The following is a 25698-nucleotide window of genomic DNA, read 5'->3' as shown; positions in this document are numbered from 1 at the left end:
GACTGCCAGAAGCTCGTTTTGAGCATTGGCAGTCCTATTTGTTTTATAGGTGAAGCATAGTATGTTTTTGACCACTTTGAGAAGCCAATGACGTTTTTTCACAGTATTAGTAATTGTTGGCGAAAAATGATCTTAGTTAATTTTTTTGAAAATAAATTAGTGCTTACGAAAATATACAGTATGCTGTACAATTCCTTCATGAGGTGATCTTATGAATGAAGATGAAATGATTTCACGGCAACTGTTACAGTTGGCCCGGCGAATTAAACAACGTCGAAATTTACATATCCAGGATTTGAATTTAACTCTGGGTCAAGGTGATGCGTTGAAGTATTTTGTAGAAAATCCTAATCAGACAATCGCAATGTTCAAAGATTATCAAGGAATTACGCATCAAACTGCACGGGTGATCGTGAAACATATGGTGACCTTGGGAATTGTCACTTTGGTACCCAATCCTAATGATGGTCGATCAAAACTAGTGCAGGTAACGCCACTTGGAGCATCTAAATATGCTCAGTTAGATAAACATGGGTGGCAAACAAGTGAGGAACTATTTACTGGGTTTACACCGGAAGAACGACAATGTTTTTTAACATTAGCGCGTCGAGCTAATGCCAATTTGGAAAGGGAATGATTTAGCGTGAAAACGCGTCTATATACAAAAGATGTGAAATTAGTTTTAGCGGCTAGCTTTTTTTATTTAATGAGTCCAATGTTGATTAACCCGATTATTGCTGGCTTTGCATCCAATGTTGGGGCTAACAGTATTTTGGCTGGCGTGATTGCCGGGGCAATGAACCTAACGGCACTAGTATTACGGCCACTAGCGGGCAATTTAACTGATCGTGTTTCTAAGTATTACTTAACCTTAGCTGGTGGCGTCTTCATTTTATTGGCGAGTTTAGGCTATACGTTTACTACTAATGTGGCGTTGATCATGGTTTTTCGAGTGATTAATGGTCTTGGCTATACATTATGTTCGGTATGCATGGCCACTTGGATGGCGGACCTACTGCCGGCGGACCGGATTGGTTCTGGAATGGGTATTTATGGATTAGCTAGCGCCTTGGGGATGGCCATTGGACCCGCGATTAGTGTTTATTTATATCAACACTATAGTTACCAAAGTGTTTTCTGGTTGGCATCAATGTTTAGCTTTTTAATGTTGTTCGTCATTCAGTTTGTAGGCAATCGAGGTCTTCCAAGCCCAACGAAGCAAACGACCACGCCAACTAAGAAGAAAATGCAGTTCGTTCAACCTAAAGCTGTACCCGTGATGGTAATTCTAATGTTGTTTTCATTGCCGTACTTCGCAACAGAAACTTACATTGTGAGCTACATTGCCCATCGCCATTTTGCGGTACCAGCCGGACTTTTCTTTCCTACATACGCCGTTATTTTGTTAGTTATGCGAATGGTGTTGCGTGATGCATTTGACCATGTGCCGTTTAAAAGGTTTATTTGGCTGTGTTTAGGACTGAATTTGCTGGGATTAATCGGACTGACCGATTTAAATAATTTATTTATGTTGTTTCTTGGGGCATTTGGATTCGCTGGTGGATATGGTCTGATGTTTTCAATTTGTCAGGCCAAAGCGTTGACGCTGGTGCCGGCCTCGGATCGCGGATTAGCGAATAGTACATTTTATATCGGGGTGGATCTAGGTATGTCAGGCGGACCGATGCTAGCGGGATTAATCACGGCTTTTTTGCCGTGGAAATGGCTCTATCCGGTTATGGTGTTGACGCTGCCATTGATTGTACTGGTTTATCTAGCCAATCGGCGAGCATTGGCGTAACAAAAAGCCGATGTCTGTCTGAGTAATTACTCCATTTAACGTAAAAGGGACCATCAACAGCTTTTCTGAGCCTGTTGATGGTCCTTTCTAGCTTCTATTCTTCATTTGGCTTCAGCATCGTTAACTGAATTCGTTGCCGATTCAAATCAACAGAGTCGACCCAGACGGTGACGATATCACCGACGGAGACGATTTCAGCAGGGTTCTTGACGAATCGCTTCGTCAGTTTGGAAATGTGGACGAGGCCGTCGTGCTTCACACCAACATCGACAAACGCGCCGAAGTCAATGACGTTGCGGACGGTACCTTGAAGTTCCATACCGGGTTTCAAGTCTTCGATGGTCAGCACGTCATGACGTAACAGTGGGGCAGGCATATCGTCACGTAGGTCACGACCTGGCTTAGCCAAACTGTCGAGAATATCGGTGACTGTTTCTAGACCAGCACCGGTTTCTGCGGCAATGGCATGTTTGTCGAGCTTAGCGGTGGCCTGTTTGAATTCATCGGAGCCCAGGCTATCAACATCTGTATTGGTCAGTGTCAGGATCTCGTTAGCGACAGGGTAACTTTCCGGATGGACGTCTGTGTTATCCAGAGGATTCTTACCACCGATGATGCGCAGGAAACCAACGGCCTGTTCGTATGCTTTAGGTCCAAGACGGGGCACCTTCTTCAACTGACGACGGTCCGTGTAGCGGCCATTTTCATTACGGTAGGCGACCACGTTGTTGGCAATCGTTTTGTTCAGCCCAGAAATGTGTTCCAGTAATTCTGAACTGGCGGTATTGAGGTTAACGCCGACTTGGTTAACGGCCGTTTCGACAACAGTGTCAAGTTGAGCAGACAGTTCTTTGTTAGGAACATCGTGTTGATACTGACCAACACCAACACTTTGAGGGTCAATTTTAACCAGTTCAGCCAACGGATCTTGCAAACGACGGCCAATGCTGATGGCACTACGCTGTTCAACGTATAAGTCGGGAAATTCGTCACGAGCAGCTTGACTGGCAGAATAAACGGAAGCACCTGCTTCGTTGACGATGACGTATTCGACATCGCGGTTGATGCCTTTTAACACATCGCTGACAAAGATTTCTGATTCACGTGAGGCCGTACCGTTACCAATGGCAATCATTTCTACTTGATACTTCTCAAGAAAATCATGGAACTCGCCAGCGGCGGCTGCACGTTTATTAGCAGGAGCAGGCTTATGTGGATAGATGACAAGTTTATCGAGATACTTGCCATTAGCGTCCATTACAGCGAGCTTACAGCCAGTTCGGTAGGCAGGGTCGAAGCCGAGCACAATCTTACCTTTCATCGGTGCTTGCATCAGCAAGTGATACAGATTAGTCCCAAATACTTTAATGGCGTGTTCGTTAGCCGCATCAGTCAATTCATTACGTAGTTCACGTTCGATAGCTGGGCCAATAAACCGTTTGTAAGTATCTGCGTAAGCATCTTCAATCACTGCAACTGCCGGACCCTGTCGATGGCCGACAGTCCGAAAGTGGAAGAAGTTCATGATGGCGTCAGTATCAACATCGAGACTCACACGCAACACGCCAGCTTTTTCACCGCGATTAATGGCTAAAGTTTGGTACGCTGCCATCTTCGTGAAGGGTTGTTCGAATTCGTAATATTGTTGGTAAACACCGTCTTCATCGGCTTCTTTTCCCTTTGACTTAACCGTCGTCGTTAGTTTGGCATGACTACGCGTATAGTCACGGATAAATTCACGGAATGAGGCTTCTTCACTAAAGGCTTCCGCCAGGATTTCGTGAACCCCAGCAAGAACGGCTTCAATATCAGGGAGATCCTTATCTGGGTTGATATATTTAGCTGCTTCCGTTTCAACAGATTCTTTATGAAAACCGAGTAGCCATTTGGCAAACGGCATTAAACCGGCTTCTTTAGCCATAGTAGCCTTTGTGCGTCGTTTTTGTTTGTAGGGTAGATACAGATCTTCAACTTCCTGAACTGTTGTTGCAGCGGTGATTTGTTGCTGCAACTTCGGTGTCAGGGCTTTTTGTTCAGTGATACTATTGATGACTTCCGTTTTCCGGTTAGCCAGTTTTTCGAAATGGTTCCAAGTATCTTGAACGGTGCGAATCTGCACTTCGTCAAGACTGCCGGTCATTTCCTTCCGGTACCGTGAGACAAACGGAATTGTGTTGCCATCATTCAATAGGTTAAGCGTGGCAGTAATCTGCTGTGACCGAATGTCTGGTAAGGCATCGGCCACCTGTTTGAGTAAAGTTGAATCAAGTTGGGTTGCCATATTTCCTCCGATTAAATCCTGCGAGTTACAGGTTTAATTATACGTGTTTTTGAACGATTACTGTAATTTAAAACAAAAACCCTTTCTCTTGTTGATGAAGAGAATAAATGCCGACTCAAAAAAACATTGAGATAAATTTCACTTTAGTTAAAATATAATTAGTGATTTATTATAAAACGCTTTGAACACGAATATTTTTTAAGGGGGACGACACCATTTTATTACGTCGTTATTTTCGGTTAGCAGGTCTGATGAGTCTAGTTTTGCTTATACTGCTGCCCGTCGCGTCACTTGTCGAAATTTCTGTTTCGTATCTTTTACAGGCCATTACGGATTCAGTGAGTGGTCGCAGTCATTTTACATATCAAGTATTGGTTGGCATTGTGATCGGCTACATGTTTCTGGATGCTTTTACATATTTTTTGTCTTCATATTTCGAACAACTTGTTTTAAACCGAATTATGGCAAAATTAAGAGCTGAGTTAGCGGATTCCTTATTACATCGGTCAATTGGACTAGGCAAAGACGCGCAGACAATTTCAACCCAGTATTTTAACGACTTTACAAATACATTGAATGTCGTCCACGATGATTACTTACAGGGCAGTGTTAATGCATATAAACAACTATGCCAGTTTGCTATCGCTATGATTTTATCAATCACGATTCAACCTGTTTTTAGCCTTATTATTGTTGTTTTGTGTTTGCCTGCTCTGCTAGTACCGATACTTCAACGACATGTACTAAAGAACAACAAAAGACAGGTTTTAGAGTCTTCAGAAATGTTCACACATAGTCTGAGAAACATCATCAATGGTCTTCGAACCATTCAACTATTTACAATTCAGTCTTTAATATATAAAGGTTTTCAGAGTCAAAATAGTCATTTGCTGCACTCAGAAAACAGCGATCAATTGCGTCGCAAACAGGTTGGTAGTATCAGCCAGTTGCTTAATAATATTCTCTATCTTGGTACGTGGATCGTCGGGATCTATTTTGTCATGCAGAGGGAAGTGACATTGGGACAATTAGTTGCTTTTTCCCAATTGATGATTTTCATTGCAGAGCCGATTCAGTCTGCATCAGGTCTACTGGGTGACATTGTCGGTGGCAAAGAAGCAGCGATTTCAATCGATACTGTGTTATCTCAAACGGAAACATTGAATCCTGAAGCCAAACAGTTAACGCAATTTGAGCGGTTCAGTTACGACAACGTTACTTACTATGATGGCGAAAAGCCTGTTTTACAGAACATTAGCGCATCCTTTGTTGCCAACAAACATTATTTAATTGTTGGGAAGAGTGGCAGTGGCAAGTCGTCAATGATTAATACCTTATTTACGCCAAATGTGAGTGTGGGTGGCAAAATCAGGTTAAACGGTTGCCCCATTCAAGACTTTCAGCCATTTTCTATCTACCAAAGAGTTGGTCTTCTAGAGCAAGAGAGTTATGTATTTGATGATACGCTGCGGAACAATTTGTCGATGTTCGATGATGGTATTGAAGATTCAACACTAATTGCTGTTTTAAATAAAGTTGGTTTAGAACAGTATGCTTCTTCAGAAGGGTTAGCGGCCATGGTAAGCAACGGCGGCAATAATCTTTCCGGTGGTGAGCGAAGACGATTAACGCTTGGCAGAATGTTGCTTAGGCAATATTCGTTTATGTTTTTGGATGAACCATTGTCTGGATTAGACCCGAAAACATCCCGTGACATAATTGACGTGTTGATAGCGATAAAACAAATGGGATGGGCACTCGTGACGCATCAGTTTGATGCAAAACTATTTGATGCCGTCGATGAAATTGTAGTCATAGAAAACGGGGCCGTTGCTGCAACAGGCTCTGTAGCTGACAAGAACGTAAAAATAGCATTGAAAAGAATTAAGTTGCTGTAGTGTTCGAGTTTAGATGCTTGTGTGATAAGCAAAAGGTAGCTTTTATATGCATTCGGTGTAATGACGGCAAGCATAATCAACTCACTATGCAATTGAAGATTTAGCTTGATCTGATTTCAAGCTGGGAGAAATCAAGATGAAAAAATGGTCGCTTATTCTATTTAATTAGAGGATCATTTCACGATGGTACGGCCAAGGGTATAGGCTGGCAACTAACCAATCTTGGCGCTAGAAAAATTGAATATAATGAAGTTAACTAAGGCCGATATTAGTAATTTAGTTGGTATTCCAGTGAAAGCAATTCCAGATGTTAACCAGGGGGTTATTAATAATGTAAATGGTGCTTATTTAACGACGGGTGAGTGGTTAGATATTGCTGAAATCATTGAGAACAGGGCAAAACAACAAAAAATAGTATTGTACGATGATAAAGATTACCAGAAAACTCATAAGAGCCATGCTTGCATTGAGCAATTTTAGCTTTTCAACAACGTGTTGCGTAAGTTAAACATTGTCAATAATCTAGCAAATTGAAATTTGAGGTGTTTGAATGGATCAGACTGTGACAAACGTTATCAAGACGATTAATGCGTTGACGAATAATACGAAGGATTCTTATTTAGTACCCACTTTAGGTGGCGCACCAATAGCCTGTCGTTTTAAGACGTGGACTGGAGCCACAAAAGAAGATATACAGAGTTTGCAACAGTTTGACCTACCAGATGATCTTATTGATTTTTTGTTAGTCACAAATGGGTTGGATCTTTTTAATATGCAAACCGAATATGGACCGTTAACATGGGCCCACGTGCTTAGCTGCCAAGAAATCATCGAAAACTATTTGCTTATGAAAAAAATAGGGTTCGCTGGCGGAGAAGCAGGTGAAAGTGTTGGTGTTATCCATCTAACAGACATCGGTATGATTAACATCAATATCGGCAGACTAAAAGCCGGGCAACATTATTTGAGCTATCCAGGAGAGCGAGGTAACGAATACTTTAATTTTACGTTTGCAGACTGGCTGCATCGCTACATTGTTTGTGGTGGATCTGAGTTTTGGAATTTGCTGTATTGAGCGTGTCGGTGATGATGCTGACAGGGGTATGATGACAGGAATTTAAATAAAGAAGCGATTAAAAGGTTACACGAATGCACTAAAAATAATCCCATTGAAAGCCATTAAAACGCATAAAGCGTTCATTTGATGACTTCTAATGGGATTATTTTTGAAACTGTGTTGTATTTATTCATAGAGACATAATTACTTTATTTTGCGCCAACGGGTCGGCCGTTTTAAAACGCCCGGGTAGAAAAGTTGCATAAAATGTTTCTTGATGACTGATGTATTTAATTGGTAAATAATAGCTAAACCGCGAGTCTTCACGTTATGAAAAGTAATTTCTGAATCGGTGAATTTACCATCGTGATAGCAGTGTTTGCAGTACATGGTTGAAGGCTGTTGATTTACTTCTGTGCCAAGCCGTTTCATGTGGGGAAGACCACAACTCTAACAAACACCTTGCATGGACGTGTACCTCATTCCTCTTAGTTATAGGCTCACTGTATCATGTGCGATAGTTGTTTCTCATTTTATGTGCTTGTTAACAAATCGTGTATTTGTCTACATACTTTAATCATGACCGTGTCCACTCGTTAATCAGTGGACGATTCGTGGATTCTAAACTCCGTTGGTCTATGCCATATCCAGCTGTCCTTAAAAGCAGTCAGTAATTCTTAACAGCAATGTGAGTTTGAAAGAGATATCTTATATTTATTTAAATACGCGTTCTAAATACATTGAAAATAGAGTGAAATCTTTTGAAAGTACATATAATCGTCAATCAAAAGTGGAGATATTAAATTCTTTCATATACTTTGTAGCTTCTTTTAAAACGTCCGAATTTCCGGCATTAAGCGCTAATGCCCAGGAGGTGGCAAGTTGACGTTTCATTTTTTGAGTATTTCCTTCCAGTTCTGAGGTCGCGCTGGAGAGTGTCAGATAGGCACTTTCAAGGTTGTAAGAAGAGTTAATTTCATTCAGGAAGTGGATTAATTGCTCAGCATATTCTTTACTCTTTTGAATGCGATTTGTTCGAAGGTAGTATCTGGCAAGGTTTTCAACAATAATTGCATACCAGTACGGATTTGAACGTTTCGTATCCGCACTCAGCCGTTCTAATAATTCGGGAACTTGAGCCACGTAGTATTCTGCTCTTTTTTTATTTTTCTGTAAGACATATACAACTCCAAGTTCCATTGTTGCCAAAACTGTATAAATGGAAAAATCGTCTTTTTGTAGCATTGTATTGAATCCAAAAATACCTTCAGAAAAATCGTGATTCATCCAAACCTGTGAGGCTGTTATCAAAAACGTGTAGTGCTGTTCTACATTGGCGCTAATAAATTCGTCAGAAGTGAATGTGTTTAATAAATCAAGAACCTCCTGATAATGGTAATTTTTGTATAAAGTATCTGCCTTTTCAAGCAAGATCATAATTTGATCTCGTTTACCAGGAACGATTAAATCGTTCATATCAACGCTTAGTCTAGCTGCGAGTGCTGTGAGAATTTCTCTTGAAGGCTCAAAGGCATTTTTTTCCATTCTACTAATGGTACCTTGTGTCGTAATGCCCTTTGCTAATTCTTTTTGTGTATAGTTCATAGCAGTTCTTGTCGTTTTGAACTTTTTAGCATTAATCATTTATGGTCACATCACTTTTCTTGTATATTTCCAAAAAGGCTATTATAGTATAGAAAATAAATGAATGAGTGAATTTAAATATGCGTAATGGAATTTTAAGGCTGACGTACAAGCCGTGCCGTCCTTTATGTTAGATAAGTTCGCTCTTTATCAATAAATTGTCACTGCAGAAAATCATCGGTTAGTTGTTTCTAATGGAAGTTACCAGTGGGGATGATTTCAATGAAGGATGAAATATTGGTAGTGAAAAATGTAAATAATTTTTTTGGTCGAAAGCAAGTTTTAAAAAACGTCTCATTTTCGCTTAGTTCTGGTCGTATTACCGGGCTTGTAGGGGCCAACGGAGCCGGCAAAACGACAATTATGAAAACTATTCTTAGTCTAACACCATATGCTGGACAAATAATGTTCGAAGGTCAACCAAGCACGTTTAACGATCATCCGCTTTTGAACGATATTGGCGCTTTGATTGAATATCCCAGTATTTATCCATTTATGACTGGAATGGAACATTTACGACTATTTGCTAGAGGCAAGGTACAATCCACAGGCATTCAATCGCTTATTCACATGTTAAATATGGAAGGTTACATTAATTCGGCAGCACGTGGGTATTCCTTAGGGATGAGACAAAAGCTTGGTGTTGCAATGGCATTTGTTAATAATCCTAAATTAGTTATTTTAGATGAGCCAATGAATGGACTAGATCCCCAGTCCAATAAAGAATTGCGGGACTTGATCATTGATCAGAGAAATAGGGGTGTTAGTTTTCTGATTTCAAGTCACATCTTGAGTGAGCTGCAAAAATTGGCTGAAGATTTGATTATAGTGGATCAAGGTAAAGTTGTTCGTCAAACGACGATGAAAAATCTTTTAGAAGCTAATAACCATTTCATTGTGTTAAACACTTCGGATGATAAAAAAGCCCAAGAGATTCTAATTGCAGCTGGCTATTATCTGGTGAGTGGCGAGAAAGTGCGTATAAAGACGGACGCCAACTTTGATATTGCTGAAATTTTGACGAATCTAATCAGCGAGAATATTGCAGTGCATGATGTAAAACACGAGGATGAGGATCTCGAAGGGTCCGTATTGGAATTGCTTAATACTGCGAACTGAGATTGGAGCTGGATACTATGTGGACGCTATACAAACAAGAAGTCTATAAACTCATCAAAAAGAAGAGTACCTTATGGATTACCGCGATTTTGATTCTAACGGAGATAGGAGCCGCAACAATCAGTCATTTGTGGCCCAAAACTTTGCCAGCTCAAATGATGTTTGTTTCAGATTTTCATTCAGCAATCTTAGTTGTCTTTTTTTCCCTTGCAATAGCTGCCTCAACAATCACTATGGAATTTCAGTATGGAACAATTAAGACGGTGCTTGCACAAAAGTACTCACGCGAATATGTGCTAATCAGTAAGTGGTTGTTGATGTTAACTTACACCTTGTACTTGTATGTGATGACAATGGTCATGGCTTTATTTTTAAAGCTGGTGTTGGTCAACGGGCAATTTTCACTCGTGGAGAAAGGATGGAAACATCAATTCTGGCAGGATTGGCTGGCCGCGATGGGAGCACACTTCATCACATTATGGGTTTTAATCAGTTTAGTACTTTTGATTGCGACTGCTTTTAAGACATCATCCGTTGCAATCTCAGTCGGAATCATTGGGTACTTTGTCCTAAATCTTACTAGTGCTGCATTGTTTTCAGTAATTGCAAAATACCCGTGGTTAAAGTGGAATCCACTGAATTTCTTAAATTACGATCATCAAATTGTTGCAGAAGAATTTTCTAAATTCACAAAATTGACGGATAATCAACTGTTACTGGGCGATATTGGATACATTGCATTATTTTTGTTGATTGGCATTCTTATATTTCGCAAACGGAGTGTGTAGATAGTTCGAACAAAATTGAGGTCATTATTATGAGTCAAAATCTAACAGGCCAGCTACAAGAAATTCATTTTAGCCGGCCGAATGAAGCGGCAATTATTACGGCGGGAATTTTCGAATTGAATAACGGCGTATATGACGGGCAGGCCATTAGCCGCATGAAAACAAAATTTGGTCAGTTAGCATTAAAACAGAATATTTCTGCAGAAGCACTGTCTTTTTACACAATATTGATGAAACCCAATGTTGGTGATGATGTAGGTCGTAGCATTGCGACTTGGATCCTTTAATTGTTCGACACTAAAAACCTTTGTGATGCCCTAATGAAATGCATTAACTAGACATATTGCTCTAAAAAAATAATGATGCCGTTTGTTGATTTAACAGGATTTAAAGAGGTGCTAAGATACTTAGACCCCTTTGAAGTTTATTTAATTTTGAGGCTTGTGTAAGCTAATTCTAGGCGATTGCACGTTGCTTGGGTTGGTGCAATAAAATCATTTAAACACCAATTCAACCGTTAAAGTAGTCACCATTAAACGAAAAGCAGGCGATGCAATATGGGGAAGATTTTACTAGCAAGTAAGGAAACATTAAAAGATCACATTTGGCTTCGTTTGATTGTGACGATATTGATTATTGAACTATTTGATGAGGTAATTGCCGGTCCGTTGTTCGACGCGATATTCACACACCATTTTTGGGTTGAAAATATTGTTTATAAGGGTATGGAATTTCTTATCGCATTCGTGCTGAATCTAAAATTACTGAAAGCAAACGTGATGATTGCACGCCCGAAGCGGAAAAGTATTCGTAAACTTATCGTTTTGGCGACCCTTATTGCCTTTTTTGTGGCGTCAGCGGTAGCGATACATCATCCCACGAGAGCATGGGAAGCACTGACGGTTGGATTGATTGCGGCGATTCCCGAGGAGTTTATCTGGCGTGGACTTGTGTTGACATACATTGGCCAACAAATGTCCGGAACAACGCGCTTTCGTGCAATCTGGGCGCTGGGCATTAGTAGCCTTCTGTTTGGACTTTACCACATGGGTAATTTACATGTGCAGTCTCTCGATAGTACCTTGGCTCAAGTTCTTCAAACAGTCGGGCTCGGTGTGATTTTAGGTGCAATATATATAAAATCTGGTAATTTGTTAAATTCGATGTTGTTTCATTTTTCGTGGGATTTTTTCGCAACATTGGCCAATGGTATTGAAAATGGACCGGATTCTGAAATCAACTGGACAGCAAATATCGTAATGTTTGTGGCGTTATGCATCGTTGGAATTAGTGTCGTGATGTTTGGTGACAGAAAATTCGCGTTAATTAAAAAGCTTGATTCAAAGACATCAGAAAATTCGTGAATATGAAGTTGCTTTGAAACCTCAAAATAACGCGCTCACTCTAATTTGTGAACGCGTTATTTTTGTACAGTCTATTTAATTAATCCCATCTCCACCTGCGGATCAATAAATGGTTCATCAATCCGAAACTCAGCCGGCCGGTGCAATGTCATGCCATTTTCGTCGACTTTTGAACAGTAGGCGGCAATTTTAACCCCGTGCGGAACAGCCGCCTTAATAGCAGCTGTAAGTTTGGGCGCCATGTGATGATTGAGGGTGAGCACGTCGATATTATCAATTTGGATGACGAAGAAAAGATAGGCCATGTAGCCCTCATCAATCGCATGTTCAAGATTATAAACGTGTTTCACTGCCCGAATCGTTGGTGCGTCCGGAAAGCCGACGATTCCGTGGCTTTCTAACGTTGCCCCCTTAGTCTCGACAAAGAACTCTTGTCCGTTGCTCGTCTTACCTTTGAAGTCGACACGGGAATCGCCAAACGTCACTTCAGGACGGAATTCTGTAATTGTGCCAGGTAAGTCAGGAAAGGTGAGTAGACCAGCGTCTACCGCTTCCTTAGTTACCTTATTTGGCATGGCACTATCAATGTTGACCCAGAAGTCACCATGGTCAGTGCGTTTGATGACAGAGACCATGTCCCAGTGTGTTTTACGTTCAGGATTCTTAGCTGGCACGATTGAAACAGTTGCGCCGGGAATTAGCAGATCTGCACCACGACCCGTATTTTTTAAGTGAGTTTCAATGGTTTCGCCGTTTCGTTCAACTCGGCACGTAAAACGACTTGGTCGGTCCACATAATGTGCCAATTGTGCGCCTTCATACTGCATAATTGTGTCTTCCTCCGCATGTTTAACAGTGCTGATAAATAGTGAACTAATCAGCACTTCATTCAACAATAGTTTACACCTTAGGCAGGCAGAGTTAGCTATGGGAGTTTGACATCACTACTATCGTCATTACGGCTGTTTTCGGACTGAGCCTTAGCTGAACTGGCCTTTGCGCGAGAACTGGCTTTTTCGGATTCAGTCGGCGTTGGCGCGACGTAATTGAAGTTCAGTCGTTTGACGTTACTCGTATAGTCGTTGAAAAGTGCGTCGCAGTCCTTAAACTGACGATTTACTGAATTGCGAATTTGCATCAAACTCGTAATTTTTTTGGATGGAATTCCAGGGTTACGTTGGAAGTTATCCTGATAATTAGGATCACCAACTGTGGTCATGAATGTTGTGAATTCATTATTAACCTTAGTTGGTGTCAGTGTGGATTTACGGAGTTGACGCCAACGCGACTGAACGCGTTCCGGATAGGCTTGGGCAACTTGTTGTAGCAGGCGATTACCTTCTGCCGTTTTGAGATCGCCGTGGTTCGGATAGTTATGGGATACAGATTCACCCGACGGATAAATGTGGCGGCCATTTTCATACAGCCCCCAAGTGGAATCGAGATCGTACATGGTGGCGTGCCAGATTTGACCGTTATAAGTGAGCAGTTCAAGGTTGCGTCCAAGGCCGTCCTGATCGTGAATAAGGTTGGCAAACAAATACATATCAATGACGGAATTAACGTCCAAATATTCAGGAGCATGTTGTCTAAACGTTTGCATATCGCTGGTATTAACGAAGTGAACCAACCGTTCAAAGTCTTGCTTTTGTTGACGAGTTAACGAATCAGGTACATCAGGGGTCCAACCGGTCGCATTGTAACGAACCTTGTCGGACCAAAACATATCGGCTTTATCCCACTCATTACTGCTGATGGCGATGTTGGTAGGGTCGTGTTTATCTAGCCCCCACAGCTTGGCATCTTTAGGCGTGTTAAGTGTATAGAGGCCCCAGCGGTCACCGTTAACTTTCATTTCAATAGGGAAGCCACTGATGGCACCGTTATTTTGTGAGCCAGCTAACTGTTTTGGAGCACCAGAACGGGTGGCAACCATGTCTGACCATAACTGTGAGTTAACGACGTTACGCGATTGAGTGGCGTCAATATAGTTGGCCTTTAATACATAGCTGCTGTGCTTTTTCCACCCCGGTGCGGCCCGCCACTTTAGTTTGTGTTTCAGTGACTTATCTTTATAAAACTTAATTTTCCAGTTTTTCTGCGGATAGCGGCGCGAACTTTGACCCTGCCACTTCATGGTGGCATAGCCGTCTTCTTGAACCCCCGTTTTACGATCTTTAAACGAAAAACGGACGGTAGGGTTCTTATCGACCGTTTGTGAAACAGCACCCTTGATTTTGACACGCGGCAATCGTTCAACCTTTTGTCGCGAACCCAGCGGTAGCTGACGCGTGGAATTAAAATGAAGCCACGTAAACGTACCCACCAGCAAGACTAGAATGAGGCCAACTAAACTGATGAGCGCCACGCGTGGGCGGCGTTTTTTAGACATGGTTCAAGACCCTCCGTGATTTATTTCGATCCATTGGGGATGACTTGAGTGACCATATCAATAAGGTCACTCAGGTCTGCTTCTGCGTTAACACTTTGTGGGAAGAAACCGTTAAATGACAGTTTGGCGTATCCAAACAGCGTACTCAAAAAGAACCGCATCATTCGCTCACGTTCCTGCTCGTCAGCAACCATTGGTGTCAAAATATCGCGCAGAATATTTACGATTGCGCCAGCTGGTGCGTCTTCGAGTTTGAGTGGTGAACGAAAGCCGTGATGTTCTGTCGTCAACATTTCCTGGAAGGATGGATGATCCTGGGCAAACGAAAATAGCGTGATGGCGAAAACCTTAAGTGCATCCTTGCCAGAAACAGGGACGAGCTTAGTGTAGAGCTCATGTTCAACGAGTTGACGACCATAATCAGCAACGCCCGCCTTTAAATCATCCAGACTTGGAAAGTAATGGTATAACGTTTGTGGTTGCACTCCCAGATGGCGGGCCATACCGCGTAGAGATAGCTTTTGGAGGCTGTCCTGTTCAGCAACGTGGTAGGCCTCCGTGACAATGTAGTCCCGTGATAGTGCTTTTTTCATATCTGTTCTCCTTGGTACTTCCTCTTGAAACGGTGGTTCCTAACCTAAATGTTAAAGCGAATTGTTACTGGTGACGTCTGTTCGCATGGAAATCTCAAGATTGCCGTTGCGTTCCCGTAAGGCGTCGATAAAAGCTTTTTGTTGATCCGGTTTTTTAAGCACGAGTCGATATTGTAGTTCAAACAGACTCCCCAAATTAGTCGTTCGAACATTATCGAGGGTGACTTCTTTTGCATACCGATCAAAGATGGCATCAAATTCATGCTCATAGTCAAGATTTTCCGGCACGGTGATTTTCATTAACCGCTCGTTTTGATTGCTGGCGCCAAAGTCGAGCATCGTGTACAGTAGCATTGCTAAACTGACGACAATGGTGAAGAAAGTCGCATAAAGCAGGTAACCACGGCCTGTTGCCAAACCAATTGTCATGGCAAAGAAGATGGTGACCATTTCCCGAGCGTTACCCGGTGCCGATCGGAAACGAACCAGGCTGAAGGCCCCAGCCACAGTAATCCCGGCGCCCAGATTTCCGTGAACAATCATGATAATGGATTGGACTAGGATTGGCAGTAACGCAATCGAGAAAATAAAGTGTTTGGAATAGTGATTCCGGTACATATAAACAAAGGCGACGATAAGACCAAGTATCAATGTAACTAATGTCGTGATGAAAATCTGTTCAAACGTCACGAGGTGGTGTTTGGGTCCTAAATAACTGATAAGCATTGTTGCCCTCCCTGAATGCCGTATTTATAGATCAGGCCGTATTTTGAAAATGGTTGTGGGTAAAGTTTAAGGGAGGCGAATAATTGACTCCATTCAAAGGGCAGCGCACGTGGTAATTTAATTTCCATGACGACCATGCCTGAGGCCAGTAAAGGGATGCCCTGATTGTGGTTAATCAGATTGACATTACGAGAGCGCCAGCGAATATTTTCATCAAACGTCAGTCGCAAACCGTCGACCGTACTGTACGCTGTGCGTTCATAAATGACTGCTGTTTGTCGTGATAATTCATGGGAGTGCGTAAAACGGTCAATTTCGCGTGCGTTCATATCGTCATTGCGACTGATGCTACCGCTGCGACTGGCAAGATAACGGTGAGCCTGGTTATAAGGCAGGGTAACGCGCCGTTTGTAAGTGATGCCGTTGACCTTTTTCTTTAATTCCACAAAGGCCGGTTGATGATGATCGACTGGGTCGCCATAAGCACGCAAACGTAATTTCTCACGATACTTACTGTTGTCGAGCTGTCGGCGAGCAAACATGTAATCTTCGGTATCGTAATACAGAGATGAAATCGTCTGTTTACCATATTGATCCATGCGAATTTGATCGCCTAATTTTTTAAGAAGTTGTTGATAGGTGGACTGATCCATGACGTATTTTTGTTCATGGCGTTCAAACACCATTGGCACCGCACTTTTTTGTGGTGCCGCCAGGTTGGCGAGCATGTTAAGGCCTCCTTGAGTTGTGCCGTTGTCTAATTTTTTAAAGATAATTCAGGCTGTGATTTTAGTATGTAATCCGCCGATAAACGGACTTTTTTTGAGTAATTACTCATACAATCGACACAGTATATCATCCTTGTCGAACGCTGTACACAAGAATGAGACACCTGTGTTAATTTGCCCTATCAATTTTAATTGCCTGATGAATTAATGTGAGAATGTATCCGCGGATTCAGGCGATTGCGGTTCAGAATGTGGGCAATATTTTGAGAACACTAATTTTCATAAATAGTAAAAAAACGTTCAGTTAGGGCGTTGTCTCCAAATTATTGAAGACAACGCTCTAACTGAACGTTTATAAAAATACCTGCAATTTTTACCGTCGGCGGTGAACCAAAAAAGTCACCGTGTGGAGAATGATGGCCAGCAAAACGAAGAAAATAACGACAAACGTCACCCAGTTGATCCAGAAGTTAGTTTGCGTCATGACACCGCTGAGAGCACGTTGAATGCCCATCGTAATTAAGGACATCACGGCAATCATGCAGAAAAGTTCAACGTAGCGCTTCATTGTATTATCATCTCGTTTCGATTTTTGTGGTAGACGGGCGCCCCATTTGTGGCAGAGTTGAAGTTTGCTTTCGGGGATGTGGTCGCCATTTTTAAACGTATTAGGGCAGACGATTTCATGAATTTTAATCACACCGGCGGCAGACATGACGCGATCAATCTGTTTGAACGTTTCATCAGTAATGCCTGTGAAGAAGTTGTTAATGGGACTAATGTAACAGTCTGTAATGGATAGATAATGTTTGTTCTTGAAGCGGGCAGGGTGAGCATCATCGACATGATCGATGCGTACCAAACGCCAACGTAAACAGTCCAAAAAGTTTTTTGTCACACCAGAAAGACCGCCCCAAAATGTTGGTGCAGCAAACACCCAGACGTCACTGGCTAGCAATTTCTCAGTGAGCTCATCCAGAACGGGATTGGATTGGCCCTTAATATCTGGATGAATATCATAGTCCTCCAAATAAATTGTTTCCGTTTCAGTAGAATCGGGTACCGCGGCCAAAGTTGTGGCGAGCAACTTGGCGGTCACACCATGCTGTTTATGTGCGCCCAAGATACCAAGTACCTTCATCAAATCGTCCCCTAGGTTTCGTGACTTAAAATCTATGTAAAAATGGTATGAATCGTTGTTATCACTTGATAAATCAACATTTATGACGTGTTTTATATATTCACTTTAGCATACTTATTTAATGTTGTTGACCTTGGTGTGTAACATAAATAATCGTTTTGTCAAATTGACAGCGGCGGAATTGTTCACTATACTGTCCTTACATTTGAAATGGGGGACCGATTATCGCATCTTCACTACATCCATATATCCACTTCCCCAACGCTAAAGAAGCGATGGCCTATTACCATGAAGTTTTTGGCGCAGACCATCTATTCCGCATTCCGGTAACAAAGAACGCAGCGCGGGATTTAGATTTAATTGATACTGATTTAAATAACTCAACGATGCATGGTGGCTTTGAAGTCATGGGCTCAGAAATCTTATGTGCCGACGACTTCATGAACCAGCCACAACATGCGACAAACATTGCGATTTTACTGGAATTTAACGCAGATGATAACGCAGACGTTGTTAAGGCTCAAAAGTTCTTCGAACACGTGGCCAACTCTGGTCGAGTACGTGTGACTGAACCGTATACGAACGCTTATTTTGGTGGCAAACGCGGCGAGTTCACTGATGAATATGGTGTGAACTGGATTGTTAATTGTCGTCCGCATGACTGGGTTCAAAACGCGCCTGTTATTGATGAAGCGCCAATGAATGAACCAGCGTAATAAATTAAATCGTCATTAAACGAGTAAACCTCGTGCAATGCTGTTCGAAACGACAGTCATTGCACGAGGTTTACTCGTTTTTTATTCAGGTTGTTTTTGAAAGAAGTGGGTTGTGGCGTATTGCAATGTTTCAGTTAAGAAATGAACCGCTTCTTGGGCCGCTGCTGAGTTTGGACAAACCATATCAAAACCGTGGAAGCAACCTTTCATGACCTTACTAAAGGTTGGGACACCGCTCTCCTTAAGTTTCTGCATGTACTGCATTGTCTCATCATAAAATGGTTCAACATCGCCGATGAACGTGCACGTAGCGGGCAAATCGTGAAAATCAGTTGCTCGACTGGGCGCGGCATAGATTGGGACTTCGTTTGGCGCAAACTGATTGGCCAAGTACATTTGCCAGGCCAGTTTGTTAGACAATGTATTCCAAACGGGCGCATCGTTGTTTTGCGACGACTCCGTCAACATGCGGTCATCAAGCATGGGGTACAGTGGCACTTGAAAAGCAATACCAACATCACCATGATCGCGGTTATACAATGTCAACGCGGCAGTCAGGCCGCCACCGGCGCTGGCCCCAGCTACCATAATTTGATCGTCACGCATGCCATACTCAGCACCATGCTGTTGAAGCCATTTTAAGGCAAGGTAGGCATCATTTAGAGCGGCCGGATAAGGTGCTTCACTTGCCAAGCGATAATCCGGTGCAACAACGACTGCGTTTGTAGCATTGATAAAACGTTGAATGGCAAACGCCTCTGTTTCGGGCCGCTCCATAACGTAACCACCGCCATGCAAATAGAGGATACCGGGTACATTGTGTGGTCGATTCAACGATGTATACACACAGAGTCGTAGTTGGCTACCATCTGGCCGATCGATAAAGTGCTGTTCATAATTGAGTGATTTGCGACCAATGCCGCGCTGTGCACCTGCAAGGGCATTGATAACGTGGATTTTAGTCGGCGTCAAATAAGGCACAGCTCGACGGGCAATGCGACCAAATCGCTGTAATTCAGGTCGAAGCATATCGTCTGAAACGTGCATGTTACTCGCCATCCTTTGTTTGCGAGTTTGACAATCCGTTTCGTCTGTCAGTCTCGGCCTGTTGTTGCCGGAATGCTTCAAGCCGTTGGTGCGCTAAGTTCATTTGAAAGGCCAATAAAACGTTAAAACTTAAACTGAGGATGAATAGCAATTTTTTCATAAGCAAGCGTCTCCTTCGTTTGATAACGATTACGATGTTAGTTTCAATTACGGTCATTATAGACCAGATTATCAAACGAAGGTTCAGCAAAAATTAAATGACGTCTGTTAAATATGGTAATTGAAAAAAGGTAGCCAGAATCCGCAAAGTAAATACGCAGAGTACACCTGCTAGAGCTAGAACAAGTGCTATTTTCATTCCACGACTAGGCTGTTTACGAATGTTGATGAGCATGTACAAGAGCGCACCAACCGGTACGATTAGGCTGAACAAAATCGGCACATACACTAGAATTGGGTGAACGGTGCCTGGGACTAGCTGGACAAGTGTGAAAGCAATCGTTAACGCAAACACAATGGTCAGGACAAGCGTTGCTAACACGATTTTTAATATTGTGAACACTTTAGAGTCATGCGAAATCTTTGTCATCATAGTGGTATCTCCCTTAATTAAATCGTCCAAAGACAAATCGAAAAGCGTACTTAACCGAATTAGATTTTCGATATCCGGCAACGTTTTGCCAGTTTCCCATTTCGAAATGGATTGGCGTGAAATATGAAGCTCATCGGCAACGGCCTGCTGTGATAAATTGGCTTGTTGGCGAGCAGCTTTTAATGCAGTGGCTAATTCCATAAGTCGCTCCTTTCTTAATGAGCAAAGTGTCGCATGATTTGGTGAAACTGGGTAGCACCTAATGGGCGCATGATGATAACAGAGGGAATTATGTGATTAAATTATTATCACATAAGTTAGTTAATAAAGAAAAAAGAATGAAATCGGTTAAAAGATTTCATTCTTTTTCTTTATGTTTTATCAGGATAATTAATGGCCAACGACGGGGTCAAAGTAAGTTAATTTTGTATAGTCGACGTTCCCACCGTCTGTAATTGCCAAGTCGGGAATTGCCGTAATCGGCAAGAAGGATAAATAGAATAGCGGATCCGGTAACTGGCAGCCAAGTAAAATTGATTTCTGTTTGAGTTCATTTTCCATGGTAGCTAATTCGACAGGTGTTAGGTCAGTTGTAATGCCAGCAATTGGCAATTTCAGCAGTGATAAAATCTTACCATCCATAACAACTACTTGACCGCCACCACATTTTAGCAATGTATTTGCGGCTAACGCCATATCTGCTGTATTAACGCCTGCCACAACCATATTATTATCGTCAGGAGCACTTGTTGTCGCAATCGCACCATGCTTGATTGACCAACCTGAAATGAAACCGTGAGCATGATTTTGGTTAATACCATAGCGTTCAATGACAGATACAGAAACGGCATCTTTTTCTATGCTTGGCAAAATGATGCCATTATGAGCCGTCAATTCGATATCTTTTTGTTTTCTGACAAATGGGCCAACACTGTGAATGGTACGGACTGTGACGGGACCATCCGAAATGTCAGCATGATAATCAAATTCACTGGCGGTCATTTCAACATGTTTGACAGTGTTTAGAATCTTTGGGGTGCGCACTGGGGGAACAAAGGGAAAGACAGTTTTCTGAGTGTCATAAACGAGCTGTCCCTTGCTAATGACAGTTTCGATATTAAATTGGTCAGGCTGATCAACTAAAAGAATATCTGCATCTTTACCAGGAGCAATTGAACCGACCTGATTATCAATGTGGTATGCTTCCGCACTATTTAAAGTGGCCATTTGAATTGCCGTCATCGGGGAAAGGCCGGCCTTGATTGCTAGTCGAATCATGTGATCTAGATGTCCGTGATTTAAAATATCGCTAGCATTAACGTCGTCCGTACAAAAGCTGGTATGACGTGCAACGCCGGCCGCACCTTCAGTGATTGCTCGAATATTCTCAGCGAGAAATTTAGTTACGGAAGATTCTCGAATAACAACATGAACGCCCTTCCGCGCTTTTTCCAAAAATTCTGCATGGCTATAGCTTTCATGATCAATGGTGACACCGCTCATAAGAAATTGGTTTAGCTCTTTACCACGGGTCATTGGAGAGCATCCAAAAATTGGCTTGTGATATTGTTGTGCCGAACTGATTGCTTGAAGTGTATCCGAATCCTTTATTTGCACGGCCTCACGAACGGTTTCCCAGACTCCGTAGCATTGATCCAAGGCCTGATATTTTTCATGATCAGCAGCTGACACATTGTAGGCAATAGTGGATTTGGGAATGGTATAAGGCGTTTTGTAAGGTAGTCCCCAAAATAGTTTGAGTGGTAAGGGTTTAATTTCATCGAAGATTTCCTGCAGGTCATTAAGTCCCAGTACTGAAATATACTCATCCAGACCTGAAATAATGCTAGTAGTGCCATGAGGAACAACCGCTTCCGCAAAACGGGTCATACTCAGTTTGCTACATTCCACATGAATATGGCCGTCAATCAAACCTGGTACCAGATACTTACCGGTTGCATCGATGTGTTTCGTATTCTCATCAATGTAATCAGAAATATCTGTATCTACGGCGACAATGCGTTCTTTATAGATAGCGACATCAGTTTGGTAGTATTCGCCAGTATTGACGTTGACCAAGGTGCCATGTTCAATAACCATGCTAGCCGGCGTCTTAGCTACGCCGGCATCAATATACTCGCTTAATTCTTTAACAGTAGTCACTTTAGATTACCTTCACTTTCTTTGTTTAGGATTGTGAGTTTCAAAAGTCTGTTCAAATTCTGTTTAGGACTTTGGCATTAAATTGAGGACATACAGTAGTATGACGAAAATAAATAATAATGCCCACATGATGCCATTCACTTCTTTTCGTTTGCCAGCAACAGTCATCATGATTGGATAAGTCAAAAAACCAAACGCGATTCCGTAAGAAATATTGTAAGTAAGTGGCATCCCAATAACGACTAAGAAAGCAGGCAGTGCAATTTCAAACCGTTGCCACTGAATGTCACGTAATGCGGAGACCATTAAAACACCGACAATAATTAATGCAGGTGCGGTTACTTGACTGGTGACAACAGTCAGCAGTGGTGAAAACAACATACTCAATACGAATAATAATCCGGTAGTTAAAGCTGTTAATCCTGTTCGACCACCGACGGCGATGCCAGCTGATGATTCAACGTAAGCAGAGGTCGGTGTCGTGCCCATTACAGACCCCGCTAGCATTGAGAGCGAGTCGGCCATAAGCGCGCGACCAATTCGCGGCATTTTATTGTTTTTCATAATGCCAGCCTGTTGTGCGAGGCCAATTAAAGTTCCAGCCGTATCAAAGAAAGCAACGAGCAAGAAAATCAGAACAACTGCCCACATTTGTGGATCAACTAGGGATGGGAAATGTTTAAGACCGGCACCAAACGTGGGGCCAAGGCTTGGTGCCAATGAGATGATTTTTGAAGGTGCCTTGATTAGTCCTGTTATCAGGCCAACGACGGTAGTTGATACTAGACCGATGAAGATTGCACCAGGAATTTTACGTGCCATCAACATACCAATAACGAGAATACCGAAAATTGTGAGCCATGTTGTCGACACATTGAGTGCCCCAATGGCTACAAGTGAGGATTTATTTGCAACTACGAGACCGCCGCCTTGCAGACCAACGAAAGCAATAAAAATACCAATCCCAGCAGCCATCGCTAACTTTAGGTCACGGGGAATGGCATCAATAACAATCTCACGAATTTTCAGAAACGACAGAATGGTAAATAAAATAGCTGCCACCACGACACCAGTCATTGCTTTTTCCCAAGAAATGCCCATTCCGAGAACAACAGAGTAGGTGAAAAATGCATTATCGCCTAGTCCGGGTGCGATAGCGATAGGATAATTCGCTAAAAAAGCCATTAGTAAGCAGCCGATAATAGCAGATAAGGCAGTTGCAGTGAAAACGGCCCCTTTATCCATTCCAGAAGCACCGAGAATAGTTGGGTTAACAAATAGAATATAGGCCATTGATACAAAAGTCGTAAGACCTGCCAATAACTCACGCCGAATTGTTGTACCTTGCTCCGAAAGATGAAATGTACGCTCTAGAAATGTCGACCCAACGAGACTGTGCTGATTGCTTAATCCTAGCATGGGGATATACTCCTTCAAATTATTCTAATGTATTTTGAATGTGACAAAAGTATTCCATACATCACAAACTAAATCAATATCATATTTCGTGTTTTACTGTATTTACACATTTAAAAAATGTGATATGATGTTTTTGATCACAATACACGAACAATATTAGGAGGATTTCAAGCAATGCCAATTACCCGTGAATTTACTAGTGGTTTACCCAAAGCGGAACTACATGTACATATTGAAGGAACACTGGAACCAGATTTGAAGTTAAAATTGGCACAAAGAAATCATATCGATATCGGTCAACAGACCGTGGAAGAAGTTCAAAAAACGTATGATTATGACGATTTGGCCTCGTTTTTGGCCGTGTATTATCCAGCGATGGATGTTTTACAAAAAGAACAGGACTTCTATGACCTAGCTTTTGCATATTTGGAACGAGCTGCCACTAATAACGTTCGGCATGTGGAAATGTTCTTCGACCCACAGGCGCATACAAGTCGTGGAATTGCGTTTGAAACAGTGCTTCACGGACTGCATCGCGCAATCGTTGATGCTCGAGCGCTGAATATTGATGCAGCATTGATCATGTGTTTCCTACGTGACTTTACTAGTGAGTCTGCTCGACAGACTTTGGTTGAAGCATTGCCATACAAGGATCAGCTGGTGGGTGTCGGATTGGATTCTGACGAACACAACAATCCACCTCTTAAGTTTGCTCGTCAGTTCGCTGATGCTGCTGCCGCTGGTCTGCATTTAACTGCTCACGCGGATATTGATCAAAAAGATTCTATCGAGCATATTCGACAGGCGTTAGAGATTATTGGTGTTGAGCGTTTAGACCACGGCACGAATATCGTCGAAGATCCCGACCTCGTAGATTTTGTTAGTAAAAATCAGATTGGGCTTACTTCTTGTCCACTGTCCAATGCCTTTATTTCCCCTGAAATGAAGGGTAAAGAAGTACTCGAGTTACTGGCAAAGGGCGTCAAAGTTTCGATTCACTCAGATGATCCTGCTTATTTTGGTGGGTATATTGCTGATAACTATTATGCAATTGCCAGCAAGTTTGATTTAACGAAGGAACAGGTCGTTCAATTGGCTAAGAATTCGTTTGAAAGCTCATGGATTAGCAAAGAACAAAAGGCACTTTACCTGAAAGAATTAGATGAGTATGTAGCAACGCATTAATATAGAGTGTGAATACAAAAATACGGATTGGGTAGCCTCGTTTTGAGAGCTAACCAATCCGTATTTTCATTTGATTTTTATTTTAATAAACAGGCCGATTTTCACCTTGAGTGGCTGGATCAGCAATTCCAATGCTGTCATTTGTCGCAAAGGTGCGATCGGCAACAATTTTCAACACGACATCAGCGATGCTTTGGCGCGACCCGGAAACACCGACGTAAGGTTCATGGCGCGTTGTGTAAGTGACGCCTGATTCTGATAACAGTTTGTCAGCGTTAATGGCTGCTGGAAATGCTGATTGCTATTTTTATCAAGAAGTCTGAGACAGAGGTGGAACACTTTTTTGCAAAGATAGGTTAATTTTAAGCAATCAGTAATGATATTTAAGCTGGAAGATGGTTATGGCCGTACCGGTCACGCTATAGACAATTTGATTTTCTTTGTCAATGCGCCGTATTCATTCCAAGCTATTGGGGAGAAAACAATATTGAACTTAATCATCTTTCAGGTTCTCCCATTCCTCAGGTGTCAGAATGTGACCTTGACCGCGATCGATCTGATTTAGAGAGGTTTGAAGCGCTTTTCGATTAGCAGCTGTTGCTAATAAATAGTTTGTTTCTTTTAGGGAATTGTATTCTTGTTCGCTGATTAAAACGACATTTTTTTGCTTAGGGCGCGTTATAATCAGCGATTCGTTAAGGTCGCTAACGTCATCGGCGTATGATTTAAAGTTTTTTCGAAAATCGCTGACACTAGCTGCAGAGATATTTACTGCCATAAAATAGACCCCCTTTAGATAGTTTAGACGTAGTATAATTCAAGCCCCAGTTTTATGTACATAAAAGATAATTTGGACTAATACACTTATTGGAAAGGGGACATTCCTATATTGTCTGTCAGGAAGGATGTGTACGATTTTTTTAAATCTTGTTTGTGTTTCCTGAATGCGATTTGTCCGCGCTGGTTTAGCATCGTCGTGTTCGCCACCGCAGAAAACTGCGCCTAATCAAAAATCGATCATTGGCAAAATGCGCCAACAACCGA

General features: G+C 42.1%; 26 protein-coding genes and 2 pseudogenes. 11 read left to right on the top strand and 17 right to left on the bottom strand.

Annotation, left to right across the window (positions count from 1 at the left end; all coding sequences use genetic code 11):
* Window positions 1-211 precede the first annotated feature (211 nt).
* Complete coding sequence (locus LDK34_RS06615) at window positions 212-637, top strand: MarR family winged helix-turn-helix transcriptional regulator (RefSeq protein WP_178943232.1); 426 nt, start codon at window positions 212-214, stop codon at window positions 635-637.
* A gap of 6 nt (window positions 638-643) precedes the next feature.
* A complete protein-coding gene (locus LDK34_RS06610; RefSeq protein ID WP_178943231.1) occupies window positions 644-1801 on the top strand; it encodes an MFS transporter in 1158 nt (385 codons plus the stop codon).
* Between the two features lie 94 nt (window positions 1802-1895).
* Here the strand turns inward: LDK34_RS06610 and LDK34_RS06605 are convergent, their stop codons facing one another.
* Window positions 1896-4082, bottom strand: a complete 2187-nt coding sequence (locus LDK34_RS06605; protein ID WP_236941592.1) for a Tex family protein — start codon at window positions 4080-4082, stop codon at window positions 1896-1898.
* 251 nt (window positions 4083-4333) lie between these two features.
* On the opposite strand from LDK34_RS06605, the gene LDK34_RS06600 reads away from it, so the two are divergent.
* The 3 genes from LDK34_RS06600 (at window position 4334) to LDK34_RS06590 (ending at window position 7055) form a co-directional block, all read left to right on the top strand.
* A complete protein-coding gene (locus tag LDK34_RS06600) occupies window positions 4334-5980 on the top strand; it encodes an ABC transporter transmembrane domain-containing protein (protein WP_236941591.1) in 1647 nt (548 codons plus the stop codon).
* Between the two features lie 246 nt (window positions 5981-6226).
* Complete coding sequence (locus LDK34_RS06595; RefSeq protein WP_178943228.1) at window positions 6227-6460, top strand: hypothetical protein; 234 nt, start codon at window positions 6227-6229, stop codon at window positions 6458-6460.
* Between the two features lie 70 nt (window positions 6461-6530).
* Window positions 6531-7055: an SMI1/KNR4 family protein gene (locus LDK34_RS06590; RefSeq protein WP_178943227.1), complete on the top strand. Its 525-nt coding sequence runs from the start codon at window positions 6531-6533 to the stop codon at window positions 7053-7055.
* 186 nt (window positions 7056-7241) lie between these two features.
* Here LDK34_RS06590 and LDK34_RS12685 read toward each other — a convergent pair.
* Window positions 7242-7475 (bottom strand): annotated as a pseudogene (locus LDK34_RS12685) (zinc ribbon domain-containing protein); the annotation flags it as partial.
* A 342-nt stretch (window positions 7476-7817) separates the two neighbouring features.
* On the bottom strand, window positions 7818-8681 hold the full coding sequence (locus tag LDK34_RS06585; RefSeq protein WP_178943225.1) for a helix-turn-helix domain-containing protein: 864 nt from the start codon (window positions 8679-8681) through the stop codon (window positions 7818-7820).
* 222 nt (window positions 8682-8903) lie between these two features.
* On the opposite strand from LDK34_RS06585, the gene LDK34_RS06580 reads away from it, so the two are divergent.
* The 4 genes from LDK34_RS06580 to LDK34_RS06565 all read left to right on the top strand — a co-directional run bounded on the left by LDK34_RS06580 (window position 8904) and on the right by LDK34_RS06565 (window position 11952).
* The gene (locus LDK34_RS06580) at window positions 8904-9800 is read left to right on the top strand and encodes an ABC transporter ATP-binding protein (RefSeq protein WP_178943224.1); all 897 of its coding nucleotides are present in this window, start codon (window positions 8904-8906) and stop codon (window positions 9798-9800) included.
* A 17-nt stretch (window positions 9801-9817) separates the two neighbouring features.
* Complete coding sequence (locus tag LDK34_RS06575) at window positions 9818-10588, top strand: ABC transporter permease (RefSeq protein ID WP_178943223.1); 771 nt, start codon at window positions 9818-9820, stop codon at window positions 10586-10588.
* A 29-nt stretch (window positions 10589-10617) separates the two neighbouring features.
* Complete coding sequence (locus tag LDK34_RS06570) at window positions 10618-10875, top strand: hypothetical protein (protein WP_178943222.1); 258 nt, start codon at window positions 10618-10620, stop codon at window positions 10873-10875.
* A 270-nt stretch (window positions 10876-11145) separates the two neighbouring features.
* Complete coding sequence (locus tag LDK34_RS06565; RefSeq protein ID WP_236941590.1) at window positions 11146-11952, top strand: CPBP family intramembrane glutamic endopeptidase; 807 nt, start codon at window positions 11146-11148, stop codon at window positions 11950-11952.
* A 71-nt stretch (window positions 11953-12023) separates the two neighbouring features.
* Here LDK34_RS06565 and sfsA read toward each other — a convergent pair whose 3' ends face one another.
* From sfsA to LDK34_RS06535, 6 genes are all read right to left on the bottom strand, one after another.
* Window positions 12024-12848, bottom strand: coding sequence for a DNA/RNA nuclease SfsA (sfsA, locus tag LDK34_RS06560; RefSeq protein ID WP_236941589.1), 825 nt, complete (start codon window positions 12846-12848; stop codon window positions 12024-12026).
* Window positions 12849-12877: 29 nt separating this feature from the next.
* Window positions 12878-14344 (bottom strand): CotH kinase family protein, encoded by a 1467-nt coding sequence (locus tag LDK34_RS06555; RefSeq protein WP_178943219.1) that lies wholly within the window; start codon window positions 14342-14344, stop codon window positions 12878-12880.
* Between the two features lie 20 nt (window positions 14345-14364).
* Window positions 14365-14937: a TetR/AcrR family transcriptional regulator gene (locus LDK34_RS06550; protein WP_178914707.1), complete on the bottom strand. Its 573-nt coding sequence runs from the start codon at window positions 14935-14937 to the stop codon at window positions 14365-14367.
* A 51-nt stretch (window positions 14938-14988) separates the two neighbouring features.
* Window positions 14989-15663, bottom strand: a complete 675-nt coding sequence (locus tag LDK34_RS06545; protein WP_178914706.1) for a DUF4956 domain-containing protein — start codon at window positions 15661-15663, stop codon at window positions 14989-14991.
* Window positions 15645-16391, bottom strand: coding sequence for a polyphosphate polymerase domain-containing protein (locus LDK34_RS06540; protein WP_236941588.1), 747 nt, complete (start codon window positions 16389-16391; stop codon window positions 15645-15647). Before LDK34_RS06540 ends, LDK34_RS06545 begins: the two co-directional genes overlap by 19 nt.
* 373 nt (window positions 16392-16764) lie before the next feature.
* The gene (locus LDK34_RS06535; protein ID WP_178943217.1) at window positions 16765-17532 is read right to left on the bottom strand and encodes a flavodoxin family protein; all 768 of its coding nucleotides are present in this window, start codon (window positions 17530-17532) and stop codon (window positions 16765-16767) included.
* A 275-nt stretch (window positions 17533-17807) separates the two neighbouring features.
* Between LDK34_RS06535 and LDK34_RS06530 the strand changes: the two genes are divergently transcribed.
* The gene (locus LDK34_RS06530; RefSeq protein WP_017260928.1) at window positions 17808-18248 is read left to right on the top strand and encodes a VOC family protein; all 441 of its coding nucleotides are present in this window, start codon (window positions 17808-17810) and stop codon (window positions 18246-18248) included.
* Between the two features lie 81 nt (window positions 18249-18329).
* On the opposite strand, the gene LDK34_RS06525 is transcribed toward LDK34_RS06530, so the two are convergent.
* The 5 genes from LDK34_RS06525 to LDK34_RS06505 form a co-directional block, all read right to left on the bottom strand.
* Window positions 18330-19295, bottom strand: coding sequence for an alpha/beta hydrolase (locus LDK34_RS06525; RefSeq protein ID WP_236941587.1), 966 nt, complete (start codon window positions 19293-19295; stop codon window positions 18330-18332).
* A gap of 1 nt (window position 19296) precedes the next feature.
* Window positions 19297-19455, bottom strand: a complete 159-nt coding sequence (locus LDK34_RS06520) for a hypothetical protein (protein ID WP_178943215.1) — start codon at window positions 19453-19455, stop codon at window positions 19297-19299.
* A gap of 93 nt (window positions 19456-19548) precedes the next feature.
* A complete protein-coding gene (locus LDK34_RS06515; RefSeq protein WP_161003593.1) occupies window positions 19549-20088 on the bottom strand; it encodes a helix-turn-helix domain-containing protein in 540 nt (179 codons plus the stop codon).
* A 189-nt stretch (window positions 20089-20277) separates the two neighbouring features.
* On the bottom strand, window positions 20278-22050 hold the full coding sequence (locus LDK34_RS06510) for an adenine deaminase C-terminal domain-containing protein (RefSeq protein ID WP_236941586.1): 1773 nt from the start codon (window positions 22048-22050) through the stop codon (window positions 20278-20280).
* A gap of 63 nt (window positions 22051-22113) precedes the next feature.
* Entirely contained in the window at window positions 22114-23469 is a 1356-nt protein-coding gene (locus tag LDK34_RS06505) for an NCS2 family permease (protein ID WP_225439119.1), read from the bottom strand.
* A gap of 174 nt (window positions 23470-23643) precedes the next feature.
* On the opposite strand from LDK34_RS06505, the gene add reads away from it, so the two are divergent.
* Complete coding sequence (add, locus tag LDK34_RS06500) at window positions 23644-24654, top strand: adenosine deaminase (protein WP_178943213.1); 1011 nt, start codon at window positions 23644-23646, stop codon at window positions 24652-24654.
* Between the two features lie 82 nt (window positions 24655-24736).
* Here add and LDK34_RS06495 read toward each other — a convergent pair.
* The 3 genes and pseudogenes from LDK34_RS06495 to LDK34_RS06490 form a co-directional block, all read right to left on the bottom strand.
* Window positions 24737-24940: pseudogene (locus LDK34_RS06495) on the bottom strand (oxidoreductase); the annotation flags it as partial.
* 84 nt (window positions 24941-25024) lie between these two features.
* Window positions 25025-25072, bottom strand: a complete 48-nt coding sequence (locus LDK34_RS12680) for a hypothetical protein (RefSeq protein WP_353735883.1) — start codon at window positions 25070-25072, stop codon at window positions 25025-25027.
* Between the two features lie 75 nt (window positions 25073-25147).
* Complete coding sequence (locus tag LDK34_RS06490; protein ID WP_178943212.1) at window positions 25148-25432, bottom strand: type II toxin-antitoxin system Phd/YefM family antitoxin; 285 nt, start codon at window positions 25430-25432, stop codon at window positions 25148-25150.
* Window positions 25433-25698: the final 266 nt, after the last annotated feature.

Source organism: Furfurilactobacillus milii (genome assembly GCF_021654115.1).
Classification (GTDB): domain Bacteria; phylum Bacillota; class Bacilli; order Lactobacillales; family Lactobacillaceae; genus Furfurilactobacillus; species Furfurilactobacillus milii.
The sequence above is the reverse complement of the archived record's forward strand: the minus strand, read 5'-3'. Positions and strand labels throughout refer to the sequence as shown.

Coding starts and splice junctions, on each gene's coding strand:
- LDK34_RS06615 (WP_178943232.1), top strand. CDS start 212: ATGAATGAAGATGAAATGATTTCACGGCAACTGTTACAGTTGGCCCGG.
- LDK34_RS06605 (WP_236941592.1), bottom strand. CDS start 4,082: ATGGCAACCCAACTTGATTCAACTTTACTCAAACAGGTGGCCGATGCC.
- LDK34_RS06600 (WP_236941591.1), top strand. CDS start 4,334: ATGAGTCTAGTTTTGCTTATACTGCTGCCCGTCGCGTCACTTGTCGAA.
- LDK34_RS06595 (WP_178943228.1), top strand. CDS start 6,227: ATGAAGTTAACTAAGGCCGATATTAGTAATTTAGTTGGTATTCCAGTG.
- LDK34_RS06590 (WP_178943227.1), top strand. CDS start 6,531: ATGGATCAGACTGTGACAAACGTTATCAAGACGATTAATGCGTTGACG.
- LDK34_RS06585 (WP_178943225.1), bottom strand. CDS start 8,681: ATGATTAATGCTAAAAAGTTCAAAACGACAAGAACTGCTATGAACTAT.
- LDK34_RS06580 (WP_178943224.1), top strand. CDS start 8,904: ATGAAGGATGAAATATTGGTAGTGAAAAATGTAAATAATTTTTTTGGT.
- LDK34_RS06575 (WP_178943223.1), top strand. CDS start 9,818: ATGTGGACGCTATACAAACAAGAAGTCTATAAACTCATCAAAAAGAAG.
- LDK34_RS06570 (WP_178943222.1), top strand. CDS start 10,618: ATGAGTCAAAATCTAACAGGCCAGCTACAAGAAATTCATTTTAGCCGG.
- LDK34_RS06565 (WP_236941590.1), top strand. CDS start 11,146: ATGGGGAAGATTTTACTAGCAAGTAAGGAAACATTAAAAGATCACATT.
- LDK34_RS06555 (WP_178943219.1), bottom strand. CDS start 14,344: ATGTCTAAAAAACGCCGCCCACGCGTGGCGCTCATCAGTTTAGTTGGC.
- LDK34_RS06550 (WP_178914707.1), bottom strand. CDS start 14,937: ATGAAAAAAGCACTATCACGGGACTACATTGTCACGGAGGCCTACCAC.
- LDK34_RS06545 (WP_178914706.1), bottom strand. CDS start 15,663: ATGCTTATCAGTTATTTAGGACCCAAACACCACCTCGTGACGTTTGAA.
- LDK34_RS06540 (WP_236941588.1), bottom strand. CDS start 16,391: ATGCTCGCCAACCTGGCGGCACCACAAAAAAGTGCGGTGCCAATGGTG.
- LDK34_RS06535 (WP_178943217.1), bottom strand. CDS start 17,532: ATGAAGGTACTTGGTATCTTGGGCGCACATAAACAGCATGGTGTGACC.
- LDK34_RS06530 (WP_017260928.1), top strand. CDS start 17,808: ATGGCCTATTACCATGAAGTTTTTGGCGCAGACCATCTATTCCGCATT.
- LDK34_RS06525 (WP_236941587.1), bottom strand. CDS start 19,295: ATGCACGTTTCAGACGATATGCTTCGACCTGAATTACAGCGATTTGGT.
- LDK34_RS06520 (WP_178943215.1), bottom strand. CDS start 19,455: ATGAAAAAATTGCTATTCATCCTCAGTTTAAGTTTTAACGTTTTATTG.
- LDK34_RS06515 (WP_161003593.1), bottom strand. CDS start 20,088: ATGGAATTAGCCACTGCATTAAAAGCTGCTCGCCAACAAGCCAATTTA.
- LDK34_RS06505 (WP_225439119.1), bottom strand. CDS start 23,469: ATGCTAGGATTAAGCAATCAGCACAGTCTCGTTGGGTCGACATTTCTA.
- add (WP_178943213.1), top strand. CDS start 23,644: ATGCCAATTACCCGTGAATTTACTAGTGGTTTACCCAAAGCGGAACTA.
- LDK34_RS06490 (WP_178943212.1), bottom strand. CDS start 25,432: ATGGCAGTAAATATCTCTGCAGCTAGTGTCAGCGATTTTCGAAAAAAC.